At 74.8% G+C, this 17,679-nt stretch carries 15 protein-coding genes, 3 tRNA genes and 2 pseudogenes; 2 read left to right on the forward strand and 18 right to left on the reverse strand.

The window, feature by feature from the left end; translation table 11 throughout:
• Positions 1 to 20: 20 nt before the first annotated feature.
• The 8 genes and pseudogenes from rsgA to LG379_RS15730 form a co-directional block, all read right to left on the reverse strand.
• On the reverse strand, positions 21 to 1,205 hold the full coding sequence (gene rsgA / locus LG379_RS15695) for a ribosome small subunit-dependent GTPase A (protein WP_225755539.1): 1,185 nt from the start codon (positions 1,203 to 1,205) through the stop codon (positions 21 to 23).
• 82 nt (positions 1,206 to 1,287) lie between these two features.
• Positions 1,288 to 3,363: an alpha/beta-hydrolase family protein gene (locus LG379_RS15700; RefSeq protein WP_225755540.1), complete on the reverse strand. Its 2,076-nt coding sequence runs from the start codon at positions 3,361 to 3,363 to the stop codon at positions 1,288 to 1,290.
• A gap of 91 nt (positions 3,364 to 3,454) precedes the next feature.
• A complete protein-coding gene (locus tag LG379_RS15705; RefSeq protein WP_225755541.1) occupies positions 3,455 to 3,889 on the reverse strand; it encodes an arsenate reductase ArsC in 435 nt (144 codons plus the stop codon).
• A gap of 41 nt (positions 3,890 to 3,930) precedes the next feature.
• Entirely contained in the window at positions 3,931 to 4,986 is a 1,056-nt protein-coding gene (locus LG379_RS15710; protein ID WP_225755542.1) for a metalloregulator ArsR/SmtB family transcription factor, read from the reverse strand.
• Between the two features lie 101 nt (positions 4,987 to 5,087).
• Positions 5,088 to 7,099: pseudogene (locus LG379_RS15715) on the reverse strand (PhoX family phosphatase).
• 178 nt (positions 7,100 to 7,277) lie between these two features.
• Positions 7,278 to 7,565, reverse strand: coding sequence for a hypothetical protein (locus LG379_RS15720; protein ID WP_225755772.1), 288 nt, complete (start codon positions 7,563 to 7,565; stop codon positions 7,278 to 7,280).
• A 79-nt stretch (positions 7,566 to 7,644) separates the two neighbouring features.
• Positions 7,645 to 7,905, reverse strand: a pseudogene (locus LG379_RS17105) (DUF998 domain-containing protein); the annotation flags it as partial.
• Positions 7,906 to 8,102: 197 nt separating this feature from the next.
• Positions 8,103 to 8,175: transfer RNA gene (locus tag LG379_RS15730), tRNA-Arg, on the reverse strand.
• A 195-nt stretch (positions 8,176 to 8,370) separates the two neighbouring features.
• On the opposite strand from LG379_RS15730, the gene LG379_RS15735 reads away from it, so the two are divergent.
• On the forward strand, positions 8,371 to 9,399 hold the full coding sequence (locus LG379_RS15735) for an aminoglycoside phosphotransferase family protein (RefSeq protein WP_225755543.1): 1,029 nt from the start codon (positions 8,371 to 8,373) through the stop codon (positions 9,397 to 9,399).
• 88 nt (positions 9,400 to 9,487) lie between these two features.
• On the opposite strand, the gene LG379_RS15740 is transcribed toward LG379_RS15735, so the two are convergent.
• The 5 genes from LG379_RS15740 to LG379_RS15760 all read right to left on the reverse strand — a co-directional run bounded on the left by LG379_RS15740 (position 9,488) and on the right by LG379_RS15760 (position 14,733).
• Positions 9,488 to 10,036 carry a dual specificity protein phosphatase family protein gene (locus LG379_RS15740; RefSeq protein ID WP_225755544.1) on the reverse strand — a complete coding sequence of 183 codons (549 nt, stop codon included), beginning with the start codon at positions 10,034 to 10,036 and terminating at the stop codon, positions 9,488 to 9,490.
• A 181-nt stretch (positions 10,037 to 10,217) separates the two neighbouring features.
• Positions 10,218 to 10,308 (reverse strand) — tRNA-Ser (locus tag LG379_RS15745).
• A 123-nt stretch (positions 10,309 to 10,431) separates the two neighbouring features.
• Positions 10,432 to 11,697: a threonine/serine exporter ThrE family protein gene (locus LG379_RS15750; RefSeq protein WP_225755545.1), complete on the reverse strand. Its 1,266-nt coding sequence runs from the start codon at positions 11,695 to 11,697 to the stop codon at positions 10,432 to 10,434.
• A 99-nt stretch (positions 11,698 to 11,796) separates the two neighbouring features.
• A complete protein-coding gene (locus tag LG379_RS15755; RefSeq protein WP_225755546.1) occupies positions 11,797 to 12,579 on the reverse strand; it encodes a DUF1206 domain-containing protein in 783 nt (260 codons plus the stop codon).
• 153 nt (positions 12,580 to 12,732) lie between these two features.
• Positions 12,733 to 14,733 (reverse strand): esterase family protein, encoded by a 2,001-nt coding sequence (locus LG379_RS15760; protein WP_225755547.1) that lies wholly within the window; start codon positions 14,731 to 14,733, stop codon positions 12,733 to 12,735.
• A gap of 293 nt (positions 14,734 to 15,026) precedes the next feature.
• On the opposite strand from LG379_RS15760, the gene LG379_RS15765 reads away from it, so the two are divergent.
• On the forward strand, positions 15,027 to 15,299 hold the full coding sequence (locus LG379_RS15765) for a hypothetical protein (RefSeq protein WP_225755548.1): 273 nt from the start codon (positions 15,027 to 15,029) through the stop codon (positions 15,297 to 15,299).
• 135 nt (positions 15,300 to 15,434) lie between these two features.
• Here LG379_RS15765 and LG379_RS15770 read toward each other — a convergent pair.
• From LG379_RS15770 to LG379_RS15790, 5 genes are all read right to left on the reverse strand, one after another.
• Positions 15,435 to 15,522: transfer RNA gene (locus LG379_RS15770), tRNA-Ser, on the reverse strand.
• 105 nt (positions 15,523 to 15,627) lie between these two features.
• Positions 15,628 to 16,038, reverse strand: coding sequence for a PIN domain-containing protein (locus LG379_RS15775; RefSeq protein ID WP_225755549.1), 411 nt, complete (start codon positions 16,036 to 16,038; stop codon positions 15,628 to 15,630).
• A gap of 139 nt (positions 16,039 to 16,177) precedes the next feature.
• The gene (locus tag LG379_RS15780) at positions 16,178 to 16,804 is read right to left on the reverse strand and encodes an ATP/GTP-binding protein (RefSeq protein ID WP_225755550.1); all 627 of its coding nucleotides are present in this window, start codon (positions 16,802 to 16,804) and stop codon (positions 16,178 to 16,180) included.
• The gene (locus LG379_RS15785) at positions 16,785 to 17,204 is read right to left on the reverse strand and encodes a DUF742 domain-containing protein (RefSeq protein WP_225755551.1); all 420 of its coding nucleotides are present in this window, start codon (positions 17,202 to 17,204) and stop codon (positions 16,785 to 16,787) included. Before LG379_RS15785 ends, LG379_RS15780 begins: the two co-directional genes overlap by 20 nt.
• A 4-nt stretch (positions 17,205 to 17,208) precedes the next feature.
• Positions 17,209 to 17,658, reverse strand: a complete 450-nt coding sequence (locus LG379_RS15790) for a roadblock/LC7 domain-containing protein (protein WP_225755552.1) — start codon at positions 17,656 to 17,658, stop codon at positions 17,209 to 17,211.
• Positions 17,659 to 17,679 lie beyond the last annotated feature (21 nt).

Below are 17,679 nucleotides of genomic sequence, written 5' to 3' on the forward strand. Positions count from 1 at the left end.
GCACGCGCCGGCCGGGCGGCTCACGGGCGGATCTGCTGCTTGCGGTACGCGCGCTGCTGGGCCCTGACCCGACCCGTGAGCTCCGCGCGCAGCCGGGCGTCGACCCGGGCCGCCTGGTGCTCGAGCTCCCGCAGCAGCTTCCGGTGGCTGTCGAGCCGGCGCTGCGGCAGCGTGCCGTCCTCGACGGCCGCCAGCACGGCGCACCCCGGCTCGGTGCGGTGCCCGCAGTCGCTGAAGCGGCACCGCCGGGCGAGGTCCTCGATCTCGGCGAAGACCTCGTCGAGCGCCTCCTGTCCCGCGAGGCCGATGGTCCGCAGCCCGGGGGTGTCGAGCACGGCACCACCGCCGGCCGCGAGGTGCAGCTCACGCGTCACGGTGGTGTGCCGGCCCTTGCCGTCGGTCCGCAGGTCGCGCGTCGTCATGACGTCCCCGCCCACCAGGGCGTTGAGCAGGGTGCTCTTGCCGGCGCCGGACGCCCCGAGGAGCGCGACCGTCGCCCCGCCCCGGAGGCGGTCGCGCAGCGGCTCCAGGCCGGCTCCGGTCAGCGCCGAGACGGCGAGGACCACGGCGCCCGGAGCGATCTCGGCGACCTCGGCGGCCAGCACCTCCGGCTCGGCCGGCAGGTCCGCCTTGGTGAGGACGACGACGGGCTCCGCCCCTGAGGACCACGCCAGCGCGAGGAGGCGCTCGATGCGCGCCAGGTCGACGTCGGGGGCCATGCCCTCCACGACGGCGACGACGTCGGCGTTCGCGGCCAGCACTTGCCCGTGGGACGAGCCGCGCGCGACCTGCGCCCGTACGACCGCCGTGCGGCGCGGCAGCACCTCGTGGACCGACCAGGAGTCGGCACCGGCGACGGGCGCGAGCGCGACCCAGTCCCCGGCGGCGGGGACGTGCACGGGGTCGGCGGCGACGGCGCGCTCGAGCGCCGTCGACCAGGCAGCCGGGACGGACGCGAGGTCGTCGCCGGCGGCCACGAGGACGTCGCACCGGCCACGGCCGGAGCGGGCGACACGAGCGGGGACGGCACCGGGAGGCGGGCGGTGCGCCGCCCAGGTGTTGCGCCAGGCGGTCCCCCAGCCGAGCGCCGCCAGCGGATCGGCTCGGTCGGGGGCAGGGGCGGCGTCGGTCGCGCGCGGGTCGAGCGGCGCGGCGGAGACCGACGAGGAGGCGGGACGGGACGAGCGGGGTACGGCTGAGGACAACGGAGGACCCTTCGAAGGGCCCCGCGGCGTCAGGTCCCGCGGGGCGAGGAGAGGTTGGTCGGCACGGCGACGACGACGACGCTCATGACGGCACCTCCCCTCGGTCCGGACGATGGTCGAGCCCGACCGGGCCCGCACTCCGACCGTACGGCTCCGCGCGGTCGCGCGGCACGCCTTTTTCGCGACCGTCCCGCGCGGACGCGCGTGGCCGCGCGGACACGGGCAGCCCGGGGAGCCGTGCGGGCCGGTGGACCCCACCGGCGGGTGGCCGCGACCAGCGGGACGTCCGCCCCAGCTCCTCCTGGGCGGACGCCTCCGTGACGGCGGCGAGCTCCGCGGGGGTGCACGGCAGCCCGAAGGCGAAGCAGACGGCCCGGGCGATGTCGGGCCGGTAGTCGTGCCCGCCGCCACCGGACCGGCCGGGCACGGGCTTCATGGCGTTCTTCAGGTCGACCACCGCCTGGAGGAACGTGATCGGCGTCGACCACTCGGCCTGCGACGGGATCGCCGGCGGCCGGTGCTCCCCGAGGCACGACGGACGCCGGTACAGCGCCTGGGGTGCGAAGAGCGCGACGGCGTCGTCGTCGTGGGACAGGAGGACGTACCGCGCGGCGGCCGCGGCGACCGGGTCGAGCGCATCGATCTCCGCGACGGCGGTCAGCCGCAGCACCTCGCCGGGACCCACGTCGGGGCGCGCCGGGCCGGCGGTCTCGCGCGCCCAGATGCTCGGCAGGGGCGTCCCGAGCCACAACGCCCGGTCGATGCCGAGCGCCCGCAGTCCCTGCGTCCCGGTATGCCGGAAGACGTCCTGGCCGGTGAGGGCCCCGAGGCTCTCCCCGAAGGTCACCACGCGGGGCCGGTCCGCAGGGGCGCGGCGGGCCAGGAGCGCCGCGACGGCCGTCCACACCGCCCTGTTCTGCTCCCGGGCCGCGCCGACCCGGCGCAGGGACAGCAGGGAGGGGCGGGCGCCGTACTGCACCGTGAGGCTCGCGCAGTCACCGCGCGTGAGGTGCTCCCACGCCGCGGCCGCCGCGTAGTGGATGTACCCCGCACCCGTCGGCGAGCACAGGACCAGCAGGGAGCGGTCGAGGGCTCCGGTCCGCTCGAGCTCGGCCACCGCCAGGGCGACGCGCCGCTCGACCGTCGGTGCGCTGCGCAGGCCGACGTAGACCCGGATCGGTTCCTGGACCTCACCGCCCATGACGGCGCGAAGGGACTCGACCGTGGAGGCGGACGCCAGGTGGCGGCGCGCCTCGCGCGTCAGCGTCTCCCACCGGACCGGGCTGCCGGGCCCTCCGCTGACGCGCGCGGAGGTCGGTGGCTCGCCGAGCGCGACGTCGGGCAGCGACACGGCGGTCTCGGCGCGGCGCCCCACCTCGGCACCGAGTGCGGCGAGGACGACGGCGATGACCGTCAGCGACGCGAGGTGGCTCACCACCTGGCCGTGCCGCGAGGGGCCCGTGACACCGTCGAGGAGCCGGTCGACCGCCCGCGCGACCTGTCGCTCCGCGGCCGCGACGCCGACGGCACCGGTCGCGACGGCACCTCCCCAGGCGAGCGACGTCATCACGGGCGCGTCCCGGTCCCGGCCGAGCTCCAGGCCGGCCCGCCGGGCGCGCCGCAGACGCAGCGCCTCCACCACCGTGGCCGCTCCTCCGCCGGCGAGGACGACGGCCGGCACCGTGTGCAGCGCCCTGCTGACCACGGCACCCGCCGTGCCCGGGCCGCCGACGGGCACGGCGTCGAGCGCTCCGGCGAGCGCCCCGGCCAGGGCGGCGGACCGCGCACGGACGACGCCGGTCCCGATGAGCGCCCGGAGGGTCGACTCGTCGTCACGGCGGGGCAGGACCGCATGGACGGCGCTCGTGACCATCACCGTCATCAGGTCCACGGCGAGCGTCGTGCGCGCCGTGCCGGGGGTGTCGGTCCGACGGCCGGCGACGCGCCGCAGCCCGCGCGAGAGGACCAGGACGACGTCGTGCTCGACGGTCGTCAGGGCGTAGCCGGCGGCTGCCGACAGCCCCGTCACGAGCCCCTGGTCGAGGGCCGACCGCGGCCGCAGGAGGGGGACCAGCCCGGCCGGCACCGACGCCGCGGCCGCGACGACCCCCGCGCGCTGGCTCGCCGAGAGCCTCGCGTACAGGACCCCTCGCTTCATGGCAGCCTCACTCGACGCGGCACGGTGCGCCGGCCCGCTCCCAGTCTCGCGGTCGACGGGGTCCGCCCCGAGGGACCTCCGGGCCCGGCCCTCAGGGGGCGACGCTCGTCACCGGCTCCACGCCGAGCTCGGACAGCAGGGTCTGCACCCGCCCGTGGATGTCGTCGCGGATGATGCGCACCGGCTCGATGCCCTGGCCGGCGGGGTCGTCGAGCTTCCAGTCCTCGTAGCGCTTGCCGGGGAAGATCGGGCACACGTCGCCGCAGCCCATGGTGATGACGACGTCGGACGCCTGGACCGCCTCGGTGGTGAGGACCTTCGGCCTCTGGTCGCGGATGTCGATGCCGAGCTCGAGCATCGCCTCGACCGCCGTGGGGTTGATCTGGTCCGCGGGCATCGAGCCGGCGGAGCGCACCTCGACCTGCCCGCCGGACAGGTGGGTGAGGAAGCCGGCGGCCATCTGCGAGCGGCCGGCGTTGTGGATGCAGACGAAGAGGGCGGACGGGCGGGTGTCGGTCGTGGTCACGGGGTCCTCCTGGTGATCGGTGGTGGGGTTCGTCGGGACGATCAGCGGCCGTGGGCCTCCGCGGGCGGCACGAGCTCCCCCGCGAGCGCCGCGACGCGCGCGGCGAGGTCGTCGTGGATGGCGCGCACACCCTCGGGGGATGCCAGTGCGGGGTCCCCGACGGGCCAGTCCTCGTAGCGCTTGCCCGGCAGCACCGGCGTCGCGTCGCCGCAGCCCATGGTGACGACGACGTCGGCGGCGCGCACCGCGTCGTCGGTGAGCGGCTTGGGGAACGGCTCCTCGGCGTCGGGCCCGAGCAGCTCGGCGAGGAGCGGCTCGACCGTCGCGTGGATCCGCGCCGCGGGCAGCGAACCGGCCGAGCGCACGACGACCGCGTCCCCGACGAGCCGGCGCAGGAGCGCGGCGGCGAGCTGGGACCGGCCTGCGTTGGCGGTGCACACGAAGAGCACCCGGGGACGGGTGGCCGGGACGTCGGTCCGCGAGGCGCCGTCGTCCGGACGGTCGTCGGCCGCGACGTCGTCGGCCGCCGCGACCGCGAGCAGGTCCTCGAGGCGCTGGACCGCGAAGCGCTCCGCGAGGACGGGCAGGTGGGTGGTGACCGTCGCGGTCCTGGCGAGCGCCGCGCCGGACTCCCGGACGACGAGCCGGACGACGTCGGGCGAGAGCTGCGGGAAGCGGGTCACGAGGCGCTCGACGGCGTGGGACAGGGCCGCGTCGACGTCGAGGCGGCTCGGCTCTTCGACGTCGCCGACCGGTGGCGGTGCGGAGGCCGCCCGCGCCAGCGCGTCCAGGAGGGATGACGCGACGCGGTCCATGCCGGGGGCGAGGGAGTAGAAGATCCACGTCCCGCGCCGGTCGGCCGTGACGACACCCGCCTCGCGCAAGGAGCGCAGGTGGTGGGAGACGGTGGGGGCGGCGAGCTCGGTCAGCGACGCGACGTCACCGGCCGCGAGCCGACCCCCGGGGGCGCCCGCGAGGGCGGAGACGATCTGCAGCCGCAGGGGGTCGGCCATCGCGCGGACGACCGGGGCGACGGACTCCGCGACGTCGCGGGGCATCGCCTGCGCGCGCGACGTGGCCCTCGTGTCGACCGACATGGCAGCACCTCCCGGTTGATTCGGTACTCATCTAATTAGATGGGCGCCGAAAGATCAAGCCCGGGAGGTGCTGCAGAGGCAGAGGCGGAGGCAGGGTCCGGTCAGTCCCGCCAGACCTGGACGACGCTCGGCCGCGGGCCGCCCCACGCGTCCGGGGTCACGGTGCCCTCCGGCACGTAGTCCGGGAAGAGCGACTGCTGCGCGCCCCAGCGGCCGTCCTCGCCGGGGTGCTGCACCGCGACGTAGACCATGTCCTGCTGCTCCCGGATGACGGGGCCGCACGTCTCCGCACCCGTCGGCACGGACAGGAACTGCTGCACACGCCCCCGCTCGGGGCCCTCGAGCGGCACCTTGTAGAGGCCGTCGCAGTACCCGATGGTCCCCGGGGCGCCGTCGGTGGAGATCCACAGCGTCCCGTCGCCGTCGAACGCCACGTTGTCCGGGCACGAGATCGGGGAGACCGCCTCCGGCGGGAAGCCGGCGAAGTAGGTCGACCCGTTGACGGCCGGGTCGCCGCACAGCAGGAGGATCTGCCAGCCGAACGTCGTCGCCGTCGGGTCGTCAGCGGCCTCCGTCAGCTCGACGACGTGACCGTCACGGTTGCGGGTGCGGGGGTTGGGCTCGGTGGCGCCCTCGTTCGTGCCGGTGCCGCGGGCCGTGTTGTTCGTGCACGCCACGTAGACGCGGCCGGTGCGCGGGTTCGGCTCGACGTCCTCCGGGCGGTCCATCTTGGTCGCGCCGACGGCGTCCGCCGCCAGGCGGGTGCGGACGAGCACCTCCTCCGTGGTGAAGCCCGGGACCTGGCTCACGCCGTCGAGCACCAGCGGGACCCACTCCCCCGTGCCGTCGAAGGCGCCGTCGGACGGGAGGGCACCCGTGCCCGTGATCTCCTCGACCGGGGAGTCGCCCCGGAAGCGCGCGACGTAGAGGCTGCCCGCGGAGAGCAGCCGCTTGTTGTGCTCGCGGTGCTGGTCGCCCTTGCGGTAGGTCTCGCGCGAGACGAACTTGTAGAGGTAGTCGAAGCGCTCGTCGTCGCCCATGTACGCCACGACGTGGCCGCTGGGGGCGACCCGGACCGTCGCACCCTCGTGCTTGAACCGCCCGAGCATCGTGTGCTTGACCGGCGTCGACGTCGGTCGTACGGGTCCACCTCGACGATCCACCCGAAGCGGTTCGGCTCGTTCTCGTACCCCGGCGTGCGCGCGTCGAAGCGGGGCTCGACCTCTTCCCAGCCGCGCGTCGTCGGCCGGTCCGCGAGCCCGTAACGGGCGTTCTCCCGTGTGGCCGGGGCGCGGAAGTAGCCCTGGAAGTTCTCCTCGCCGGACAGGACGGTGCCCCACGGCGTCGTGCCGCCGGCGCAGTTGTTGAGCGTGCCGAGCACGACGGTGCCCGTCGGGTCGTCCTGGGTCCGGAGCAGGGGCGAGCCGGCGGCGGGGCCGCTGAAGGTCATCGGCGTGCTCACGGTGATCCGTCGGTTCAGCGGCGCGCCGACGACGTACTGCCACGGCTCGCGCTTGCGGCCACGGGCGAGCTCGACGACCGACATGCCGTGCGCCGCCATGCCGATGCGCCGCTGCTCGGCGAGCTGCTCGGGGCTCGTCGCGGGCGGGAACATGACGTCCTCGTTCGTGTACTCGTGGTTCGTCACGAGCACGCCGCTGCGACCGTTCGGCGCCTCGAGGATGTCGAGGTAGTCGACGTTGTAGCCGAGCAGGCGCTCCTGCAGCTCCGCGGTGAGCGTGGCCGGGTCGAAGGCGTCGGCCTCGGAGAAGAGCGGGTCGCCCCAGCGCACCAGCGGCGCCCACACGTAGCCGCCCGGGACGACGAGGTCGTCCACCGCGGCGCCCGTCGGCGGGATCGGCTGGAAGGGCAGGCGTCCCCTGGTCGCCCCCGCTGCGGCGGCCGACGGCGCCCCACCGACGTGGGCGGCGATGGTCACCGCACCAGCACCGCCGGCCATGCCGACGAGCACCGACCGGCGCGTCAGTGCGGCGTCGGCGACCTCCTTGAAGGTCGGGTTGTCGCTCGTGTTCGGCACCGGGTGGAAGCACGCGTCGGCGCACTTCAGGTGGCACGTCACCGCGGAGCGCTTGCCGGCGGTGTGGCCGAGCATCGGCAGGAGCGGGAGGAGGCTCCGGCGCCGCGGTGCGTCGGGAGCGTGGTGGGCGGTCGTGCTGGACCGGTCGTCCGTCGTCGTCATGGTCGTCCCCCGTCGGGTGGCAGTCGGTCGACGTGACCCTGGCACCGCGGGTGACCGTCCCGGTGAACGACGGGTGACGGCTCCCGGAACGTCAGCGGGACATCGGGTCGACCCCACGGCGACGCCGCGCCGCGGTCAGCGCGGCGACGACGACCAGCGGCCAGAGCGACTGCGCGCCGGCGACGATGCGCTCGGACAGGCCGGTCAGGGCGCCGTCGGTCGGGGTCGCCCGCTGCAGCTCGAGGAGGAACCAGCCGAGCAGGCCCGTGAGGACGGCGGCGGCGGTGCAGGCGACACGGGGGCGCACGACGGCCGGCCGCGGGTCGGGGGTGGGCGGGACGGCAGGCGGGGGCGGCTCGGGGGTCGCCGCGTCCCTCACCGTCGGACGTCGCCCGGCGCCACGCGAACGCCGGCCAGATGCTCAGCGCGACGAACCCCACACCCGCCGCGGCGCCGTGCGCCTGGGGGAAGGACGTGACCGGGGTAGCGGCCACGGCGGCCGTCGCCACGCCACCCAGGGCCAGGAGCAGCCGACCGGGGCGCGGGACGTCACGCAGCCCGCTCGCCGTGACCAGGTGGCACACACCGGTCACGGCCAGCCCGGCCGTCATCACCGCCGGGTACGCCGCCGGAGCGGCTGCGAGCGCGCTGATGGTCTCCCGCACCGAGTCGAAGGCGCCCGGCTGGAGCCCGGCGGCGACGGTCCAGCCGCCGATCATCGCGACGGGTGCGAGGGCGGCGGACACCCGCGAGCGCAGGGGCACCGGCGCGCCGGCCCTGGTCGCGGACGGCCGTGGTGGTTCGGGGGCGGTCGTCACCGGCCGACCGTAGCCCGCGGTCCGGCCAGGACGAGGGATGCTGGACGACGAAGGCCCTGACCCGGCTCTCGCCGCAGGTCAGGGCCTCTCGTCACGTGCGCGCCCGGAGGGACTCGAACCCCCAACCTTCTGATCCGTAGTCAGATGCTCTATCCGTTGAGCTACGGGCGCAGGGCCCCGGAGGGCCGCAGACGAGGATACATGGCCCCCGAGGCTGGACCCAATCCGGGTCGGCCGCCAGAACCGTGTCCCTCCAACGGGTGAACGCCAGCGGGCCTCCGGGTGTCGTACGCTCCTGCCCTCCAACCCGGTCACGGCGCCATCGCCGAGGACGTCGCGTGGTGGCCGTCCTCCGCCGGAGCTCCCGTGTCGCTCGACCTCCCCCTCCCTCTGCCCGGGCCCGCCGCCCCGGTCGCCCTGACCCCGCCCGCGCCGCCGACGACGCCGCCGCGCGCGGCCGCCGCACCCGTCACGCCGCCCGACGAGGCCCTGGGCGCCGTCGTCGCGCCGTCCGCGGAGGCCCTCGAGCACCGCCTCCTCGGTGACCGCGTGGAGGTCCTGCCGCTGCCGACGGCCGGCTGGCACCTCGCCGACGCCCTGGACGCCCTGGCCGAGGCGCGACTGGCCATGCCCTACCTGCCGGCCACGGACGCCGTCGTCGTCGTCAGCGACCTCACGACGGTCGTGCTGCGGCTGGGCGACCACGCGGTGAAGGTCTACCCGCCGGGCACGGACCCGGCGCACCTCGGGCGCATCGTCACCGGGCTGGCCGGCTCGACGACGGCGCTGCTGCCGACGGGCGGTCCGGTCGTGACCTCGTCGGGCGTCGTGCTCGTGTCCCCGTGGCGGGCGCCCGTGCGACCGGTGGACTGGACCGAGACCGGGGCCCTGCTGCGCCGCTTCCACGACGACCACGCCGACGCGGACGTCGCCGCGTGGGACCCGCTGCGACGCCTCGTCACCCAGGTCGACGGCTTGGCCGACGACGACGCCCGCGTGCTGCTGGACGCCCGGCGCGCGCTGCTCGACGCGGTCGCCGACCTCCGGCCGTTCCTCGCCCCCGGTGTGCTGCACGGCGACGTGTCGCCGCTCAACGTCCTGCGCACGGCGGACGGGCCGGTGCTCATCGACATCGACTTCGTCGCGCGGGGCCCGCGGGAGTACGACCTCTTCAGCGCCGCGCGCCGGCACGTCACCGGCGAGCTCGACGACGTCGCCTACCTCGGCTTCTGCCGGGCGTACGGCGCCGACGTGCGGGGGTGGGACGGTTTCGCGGTGCTCGACCGCATCGGGCGGCTCGGCGGCGTGGCGTTCCGGCTCTGGGACGACCGGCGCCACGGCCGCCCGCTTGACTGGCTGCCCACGACCGTCAGCGAGTGGCGCACACCGCTCTGACGGCGGCGGGCGACGGCATCACCGGGGAGGATCGGTGCCACCCTGCGCAACGGGTCTTCCCGGGTGTGCAGGCGGACAGCCGGGCGGGTCAGCGCGGCGCCGGCAGCGAGCGGAGCCACGCGGCGAAGGTCTCGTTGTTGACGGTGCCCGCGCGGTGCGCCTGGACGTGCGCGACCGCCTCGGCGCCGGTGACACCGAGGACCTCCCGCACGACCAGCGACGCGACCAGCCCCGACCGGTTCCGCCCGAACGTGCAGTGCACGAGGACCGTCCGCCCCTGCGCGATGAGACCGGCGACCATCCGCGCCAGGTGCTGCGTGAAGGCGGGGTCGGGGACGTCCTCGGCGTCGACGAGCGGCGCCTTGACGTACGCGAGGCCGTCGGTGGCACCGGCGGGCGGGTGCGTGTCGGCGTCGGCGATGTCGACGACCACCGAGACGCCCTGCTCGCGCACCCAGTCGAAGTCGACCGGGCAGCCCCCCTGCCAGAGGCGCCCCGGCAGCAGCTCCGTGGGCGGGTCGGCAGGCGCGACGCCCGGCAGCTCCACGGGGACGGTGGTGAGGCCCGTCTCGGCGGTCGTCGGGGCGTCGGCGGCCGCGTCGACGTGGGCCGGCTGGAGGTCGGTCTGCGCGCTCACGTTGGCACGGTAGCCGCGACCGACGACGACGGCGCGGGGAGCCCGTGCACGGGGTACCGGCACACCTGCGGCCCGAAGAGGCGGGGCATGCCGCCCCCGGCCTGGTGAGGAGTCGCGACGGTGACGTCGGCCCACAGCACGACAGCCCGGACCGTGACGGTCCGGGCTGTCGGTGACGCGGCGGAGACGGTGGGATTTGAACCCACGGAGGAGCTTGCACCCCTCACGGCCTTAGCAGGGCCGCGCACTAGACCTGACTATGCGACGTCTCCAGGCCTTGCGTCGGTCAGGGTACCCGGCGCCGCGACCACGGAGCAAAGGCGCCGCGCGCGCCCGCCGACGCCGTGGCGCGCCGGCCGGCCCGTGCGCGCTCTCGGCCGCCCGGCGGCCCGCGGCTACCGCTCGAAGCCCCAGGCGCGGTCGGTGAGGATGCGCGCCGCGGCGAGCCCGATGGCGATGGAGATGACGACGAACAGCGCCTGCACGCCGGCCGTGACCGCGACCTCCGCGTCGCCGTTGTTGAGGCTCACGAACGTCCGGTAGACCGCCGCCCCCGGGACCATGATCACCACGGCGGGGACGGAGAGCGTGATGCGGGGCAGCCGCATGCGCGGGGCCACCAGCGCGGCGAGGGCGCCGACGACGAACGTCGCGATCATCGTCGCCGCCTGCATCGCCATGCCGAGGTCGGCCAGCTCCAGACGCAGCACGTTCGCGACCATCCCGATGCCCGCGGCGGCGATGGCCATGCGGACCGGCGAGTTGAACAGCAGCGCGAAGCCCAGCACGCCGAGGAAGCTGGCGACCAGGCGCAGGACGACCTGGAGCGCGGCCGGGATGGCGAGCGCCGCCGTCGGGTCCGGGACGAGCCCCGTCACCCAGGACACCGCCCACACCGAGATGCCGGCGGCGAGCAGCACGACGAGGGCGTAGACCTCCCGCGCGACGCCCGCGGAGAAGTCGAACTTCGCCAGGTCCAGCGCGCCGGTGACGAGCGCGAACCCCGGGACGAGGAACAGCACGGCGGAGATGTAGCCCGCCTCGTGGCCGCGGCCGGCGCCGTCGGCGAGCGCGTCGAGCGCCTCGACGAACCCCAGGTAGACGAGGCACGACACCGCCGCGGCCACCCCCGTGACGGCGAACTGGTTGACGTGGCGGTGCAGGAAGTACCGCCGCACGGCCTGCCCGAGCCCCGCGGCGAGGAAGACGCCGAGCACCTCGACCGGCCCGCCGTTGTTGAGGAACGCGAAGGCGCCGCAGGCGACGGCGGCGAACAGCGCGTTGAGGATCGCCGGGTACAGCGGCCGTAGCCGTTCGATCCGGTCCAGCTCGGCGTTGACCTGCTCGACCGTCGCGCCCGGCCGCAGGCCGTTCGCCAGGTGGGTCAGCTGCTCGAGCCGGTGCGCGTTGACGCCGATGGCCCGGACCTCCGCGACCTCGGTGCGGAAGATGGGGCCGCGGTGGGACGTCGCCGTGATCTCCGTCAGGGTCACGTGCGCCTGGTGACGGTCCAGCCCGAGCGCCGCCGCGACCTGCTGCATCGCCGTCTTGACGCGGTAGGAGCCGGTGCCCGAGGCGAGCATCGCCTTGCCCATGCGCAGGATCGTGCCGGACTGGCGGATGAGCTCGACCGGTTCCAGGTCGTCCTCGCGGGTCGTCACGCGGGTCAGGCTAGCGACGGTCGACGGCGGTGCCCGGGGACCGTCGGTCCAGTCAGCGCCCCCGTGACCCACGCGAGCGACCGGTGGGTGGTGCCGGCGTCAGAGGCGCGCGTACTTCGCCCGGGCGAAGGAGTACACCCCGTACGCGACGAAGCCGATCGCCACGGCCCCGAGGGCCACCTGCCCGAAGGGCGCCTGACGGAACGCCTCCAGGGCGGCGTCGAGGCCCTGCGCCTGCGCGGAGTCGCTCGCTGCCGCGGCGGACACGAGCAGGCCGCCGACGACGACGAACGCCGCGCCCCGCGCCACGTAGCCGGCGCGCCCGGCCGTGACGACCCACGACGGCGGCCGCTCGCGGAGGTCCTGCAGGAACCGCTTCGTCCAGCCCTTGTGCACCTGGTAGAGGCCCACGCCCACGATCCCGAGGCCGACCAGGCCGACGAGGATGCGACCGAGCGGCTGCTGCATGACGGTCGCCGTCGTGCTGCTCGCGTCGCCACCGCCGCCCGAGCCGGTGACGACGCCGAAGGTCGTGCCGGCGAGCACGAGGTAGACGACCCCCCTGGCGGCGTCCTTGACGCGGTCCTTCGTCTCCCCGCCGAGGAAGGCCGAGACGACGTTCCACAGGCCGAGGAGGACGAACCCGACGAAGGCCAACCAGAGCAGGAACTGCCCGAAGGGCTGGTCGGCGAGCGTCCGGAGCGCTCCCGACGCGCTCGCGTCCTGTCCGCCACCCGAGGCCGCGCCGACCGCCAGCTGCAGGGCGATCCACCCGATGATGATGTTGACGAGCCCGTTGGCGGCGTAGCCGAGGCGGGCTCCCTTGCGGAACGCGGGGTGCTGGGCAGCGCGGGACGCGGACCCGTGGGCCGAGGTGGTCATCCGGTCACTGTGGCACCGGTGCCGATCATGCGCCTGTCGAATCCGGCGGGCCGCGCGCGGCCGGTCGCTCCGGGCGTCCCTGGCCCCGGTACGCCGACGGGCGGGGGTGCCGGAGCACCACCCGCCCGCCGACGTGAGGAGGAGGTCAGCGCCTCAGCGCCCTCGTGCCCGCGACGGCTGGACCTTCACGGTCTGCACCTCGCTGACGTTGCCGGCGACGTCGACGGCCCGCACGCGGATCGTCGCGGCTCGGTCCGGCACCCCGAGAGGGCCGGTGTACGGCTCGAAGGTGCCGTCGTTGCGGTTGACCGCGAACTCCAGCTCCGCGAGCGCCAGGTCGTCCTCACCCGTGAGCGTGACCGTCCGGCCGTCCACGGCAGCGGTCACCGTCGGCGCCGTCGTGTCCGCCTCGACCGCCGCCCGCACCTGGGCGGTGTGCAGCCCGAAGGAGTCGTCGACGTGCGGCAGCCAGCAGTCGTCGTTGTGGATGCCCTCCGGGTAGACGACGGCCTCGTGGGCGACGCCCTTGGCGGTGAGGATCCCGCTGAACCCACGCACGACGTCGTCGAACCGGAAGCCGTCGAACTCGCACGCGTCGAGGAAGTACGTGTGGCGCGCGAGCTGCTCGGGGGTCATCGCGCCCGCGACGGCGATCGGCGGCGCCGTCGGCGTCGCCTCACGCACGCCGACCAGCGACGGCGGGATGTTGAGCGCACCCATGTGCGAGGCCAGCGACGAGAAGAGGTCCGGGTTCGCCAGGCCGATGGAGTAGGCGCCGAAGCCACCCATGGAGATGCCGGTGAGGCCGCGCAGCTCACGCGCCTCCGACGTGCGGTACTCGGCCTCCACCTGCGGCAGCATCTCCGTGAGGAACATGCTCCGCCACGGCACGCCGTCCTGGTGGTCGACGTACCACAGCGACTCCCCGTCCGGCATGATCACGACGGACTCCTCGAGCCCGCCGGTCGTGAACAGCTCGTCCAGGCGCTCGTCCATGTTCCGGGGCTCCCACTCCCGGCTGCCGCCGTTCACCCCGTGCAGCAGGTAGACGACGGGGTACTCGCGGTTGGTGTCCTCGTAGTAGGACGGCGGCAGGTAGGTCGCGTACTCGCGCCGCTGCCCCTCGAGCGCCGAGTCGACGTGGTCGCGGAAGAACCGCGAGCGGTTGCCGGCCTCGAGGCGCGACGCCCGGTCCAGGACCAGGAACTCCTGACCGGCCTCGTCGAACGTGTACGGAGCGCCGTCGCGGGTGCCGGTGATGGTCCGGTTCGTGTCGACGAGGAGCCGGCCGTCGGCGGCCTCGACGACCTCCACCCCGGTGTCGGACAGCGTGAGGCTGCCACCGGACTGCTCGAGCCACGTGCGCAGCTCCCGCTCGCGCCGGTCGACGTCACGCCCGTCGTGGACGTAGTCGGGGGTCAGCGTCGCGAGGTACGCCTCGACGTCACCCGCGGCGAGCGCCGCGGCCTGCCGGTCCAGGAGGTCCGTCGCCCAGGCCGTGGTGGCCGCGTCCGCGAGCGGGCCCTCGACGCCGTAGACCTCGGAGCGCACCGCGTCCTTGGAGAACAGGCCGACCGGGCCCTGGTACCAGCCGCCGCCGCCGCTCATGTCGTAGACGCGCACGGCCAGCGTGTTCGTGCCGCCGAAGACGGGCGCGTCGGCGGGCACGGGGTACAGGCGCCGCTCGAACCACTGGCTCTGGGCGTTGGGCGGCATCGAGCCGGACCCGCCGATGCGCTCGCCGTTGAGGAAGGCCTCGTCGACGTCGTCGAGGAAGCCCATCGAGGCGACGAGGTTGGCCCCCTCCGCGCCGGCGGGCAGGTCGAACGTCAGGCGGTACCAGCCGAAGCCGTCGTAGCCGTCGAACTGCGGCGCGCCGTCGACCTCGGGGACCTGGAGCTCGGTCCAGGCCGAGTCGTCGAAGGCCGGGTCGGCGAACGCCGGGTCGTCCCCGAGCGTGAAGCGCCAGGTGCCGGACAGGTCGAGCGAGACCGACGTCTCGTCCTGCGCGGTGGCGGCCGGCGCGGCCGACGGCGTGGCGGCCTGCGCCGGCAGGACCGCCCCGGCGAGGGCCACGGCGAGCGCGCCGAGGGTGGCCGTGGTGGTCCGTGCGGTCCTGCGCCGGGGGCGGTGGGGGTCCGTGGATGACCTCATGAGCTCCAACTCCGTCGTCGGTGGGCGCGGGCCGCCCTCGCCGCGAGCGCCGGGGCGGTCGTCTGTGACCGTTCCCAGTCCCCTGCCGACGAAGGCCGGGGAGAACGACCCGGCGGATGCCACACCGTACCTGTGACCGGTCACAGAGGCCAGGGGCGTCTCGACGACGGCGGGACGCCCGACGGACCCCGCGTGACTTCCCCCGGGTGCGGGCGCATGCTGAGGTGAGCAGCGGTCCACCGACGCGCTGCGGGTACAGCGGCACGCATGCCGCGATCCGGACAGGAACGCACATGACCAGCACGACACCAGAGATGATCATCTCCGGCGTGGCCTACACGGTGGTCGAGACCGACGGACATCCGCCCACGGCGATGGCGGACTTCCACGGGACCGCGCGGCTCGTCGTCGACGGCCCCACCGGCCGCCACGAGCTGCTCGGTGAGGGCGCGCTGGTCGACGACTCGCTGCGCTTCCACCAGAAGACCGCCGGGGACGGCAAGGACGTGCGGACGTGGTGCGTCCACCAGGACGAGGACGGCGCCTTCCGGGCCGAGACGACCTGACGGCTCACCCCGAGACGGACCGACGACGGCGCGCGCGCAGCGCGTGCACGAGGGGCTCCCGCCCGGCGGCGGGAGCCCCTCGGCCGCACGGGGGCGGGCCGTCGACGACGTGGCGGCTGGCCCCGACGGGTCCTGCGGAGGGCAAGGGATTCGAACCCTTGGTGCGGGGTCACCGCACAACGGTTTTCAAGACCGTCGCCTTCGGCCGCTCAGCCAGCCCTCCTCGCGCACGGCGCCGGGGCGACCGTGGAGCGGCGCTCATTCTGCCAGGGTGAGCAGCACGCCGTCGGCCGCTGCCACCCGCCCGCCCGTGACCCGTGCGTCGTCCCTACCCGTCCCACCAGCCGTCGGGCCGGCCGGGGGTCACGACCCGCACGTCGTAGATCGACGCCACGCGCGCCAGCAGCGGGTCGTAGGTGGCGAGCCGCCCGATGTCCGGGTGCGCGACGACGATCCCGAGGTGCATCGCCCGGAACGGGTCCAGGACCGCCGACGCCATCGACGCCGGCCTGAACGCCTGGTCGAAGAACCGCACGACGGTGACCTGCTCGGCCAGCTCGTACGCCGTGGCGCGCGCGACCGCGTCCGTGCCGAGCGCCGACCGTCGCAGCTCCGTCAGACCGAGGGGCGACGTCACGACGTCGTCGGCGTGGACGGCGTACCAGCGCAGCCACGAGGCGGACTCGGGGTCGGCCGCAAGGACCCGGCTCAACGCCGAGCCGTCCGCGTACGTCAGCATCTCCCTGGTCGCTCCTCCACGGCGGAGCCTAGATCACGACGACGGCGGCGCGGTCCGGGTGGGACCGCGCCGCCGCGCGCACCGGGGGACGCGGTCAGGCGCCCGCGCCGTGCTCTCGGACCGCGCCGGTGCGAGACCCTCAGGCCGCGCCCGCGCGGAGCCGCTGCATCGCGAGCTGCACGAGCGAGATCAGCGTCTGCTTGGTCGCGGCGCGGTTGCGCGCGTCGGTGTACATCAGCGGCACGTGCGCCGGGACGGACAGGGCCTCCCGGACGTCGTCCAGCTGGTGCTTGGCGACGCCGTCGAAGCAGTTCACCGCCACGACGAACGGGATGCCCCGCGACTCGAAGTAGTCGACAGCCGGGAAGCACTGGTCCAGGCGCTCGGTGTCGACGAGCACGACCGCACCGATGGCGCCGCGGACCAGGTCGTCCCACATGAAGAGGAAGCGGTCCTGGCCCGGCGTGCCGAAGAGGTACAGCCACAGCGACCCCGGCAGCGCGATGCGACCGAAGTCCATCGCGACCGTCGTGGTCGTCTTGCGGTCGGTGACGCCGCCGGCGTCGTCGACCCCGACGGAGTGCTCCGTCATGGCCGCCTCGGTGTTGAGCGGCTCGATGTCGGAGATCGAGCCGATGAAGGTCGTCTTCCCGACGGCGAAGCCGCCGGCGACGACGATCTTGACGACCGTGGGCGCGACACCCGCACCGACCGTCGTGCGGTCGGACCGGTTCGACACCGCGGTGTCAGAGGGCTGAAATGCCATTGAGAACACTCTCCAGCACGCTCAGGGACAGGGCAGGGGACTGGCCCGTGTGCACGCTGACGGGCGTCGACGTGTGGACACGGATGTACTGGGCGTCGGACAGGTCCGTCACGAGGACCCGGACGACGCCGAGGGGCAGGCGCAGGAGCGCCGAGAGCTCGGCGACCGACACGAACGTGTGGGCCGCGTGCTGGAGGATCGCTCGCTTCTCCGGGGGCAGGCCGTGGGAGGACGCCGCGCCAGGGAGCACCTCGACCAGCGCCTCGAGGGGCAGGTCGGAGTTGGCGGCACGGACGCGACCGCCGGTGACGGCGTAGGGCCGCACCGTCCGCGCCTCGTACTCGCTCCCGTCGTCGGGGTCGGCGTGCCACCCCGCCCCGGGGCCTGGTTGGGTCGTCATCGGCTCAGACCACCGGGGTCCGGACCGCGCCGTCGACCGGCAGGGCGCCGCGCATCTCGGTGACGAGCTGCGGCGTCAGCGTGCTCTCCGTGCGCGAGACGAGCATCGCCATCTCGTAGCCGATGAGGCCGACGTCGCAGGAGGAGTCCGCGACGACCGCGAGCACCGACCCGTTCGAGACGCTCATGAGGAAGACGAACAGCTCGTCCATCTCCACGATCGCCTGCCGGACGTCACCGGCGCGCAGCTGGCGGGCGGCGCCCCGGGTCAGGCTCGACATGCCGGCGACGATCGCCGCGAGCTGGTCCCCGCTGGTGCGGTCCAGGTTCTCCGACATCGCCATGAGCAGGCCGTCGGCGGACACGACGAGCGTGTGCAGCGTGCCGGGGACCGTGCGGACGAAGTTGTCCAGGAGCCAGCCGAAGTTGGCGGCTTCCGTGCTGAGCGCTGTCACTGCTCCTCCTCGAGGTAGCCG

Origin of the sequence: Actinotalea sp. Marseille-Q4924 (genome assembly GCF_916618755.1) — a bacterium.
Classification (GTDB): Bacteria; Actinomycetota; Actinomycetes; order Actinomycetales; family Cellulomonadaceae; genus Actinotalea.

Bases quoted from the DNA above. Each gene is read 5' to 3' on its own strand.
- LG379_RS15700 (WP_225755540.1), bottom strand. From the start codon at position 3,363: ATGAAGCGAGGGGTCCTGTACGCGAGGCTCTCGGCGAGCCAGCGCGCG.
- LG379_RS15710 (WP_225755542.1), bottom strand. From the start codon at position 4,986: ATGTCGGTCGACACGAGGGCCACGTCGCGCGCGCAGGCGATGCCCCGC.
- LG379_RS15755 (WP_225755546.1), bottom strand. From the start codon at position 12,579: ATGACCACCTCGGCCCACGGGTCCGCGTCCCGCGCTGCCCAGCACCCC.
- LG379_RS15760 (WP_225755547.1), bottom strand. From the start codon at position 14,733: ATGAGGTCATCCACGGACCCCCACCGCCCCCGGCGCAGGACCGCACGG.
- LG379_RS15765 (WP_225755548.1), top strand. From the start codon at position 15,027: ATGACCAGCACGACACCAGAGATGATCATCTCCGGCGTGGCCTACACG.
- LG379_RS15775 (WP_225755549.1), bottom strand. From the start codon at position 16,038: ATGCTGACGTACGCGGACGGCTCGGCGTTGAGCCGGGTCCTTGCGGCC.
- LG379_RS15780 (WP_225755550.1), bottom strand. From the start codon at position 16,804: ATGGCATTTCAGCCCTCTGACACCGCGGTGTCGAACCGGTCCGACCGC.
- LG379_RS15785 (WP_225755551.1), bottom strand. From the start codon at position 17,204: ATGACGACCCAACCAGGCCCCGGGGCGGGGTGGCACGCCGACCCCGAC.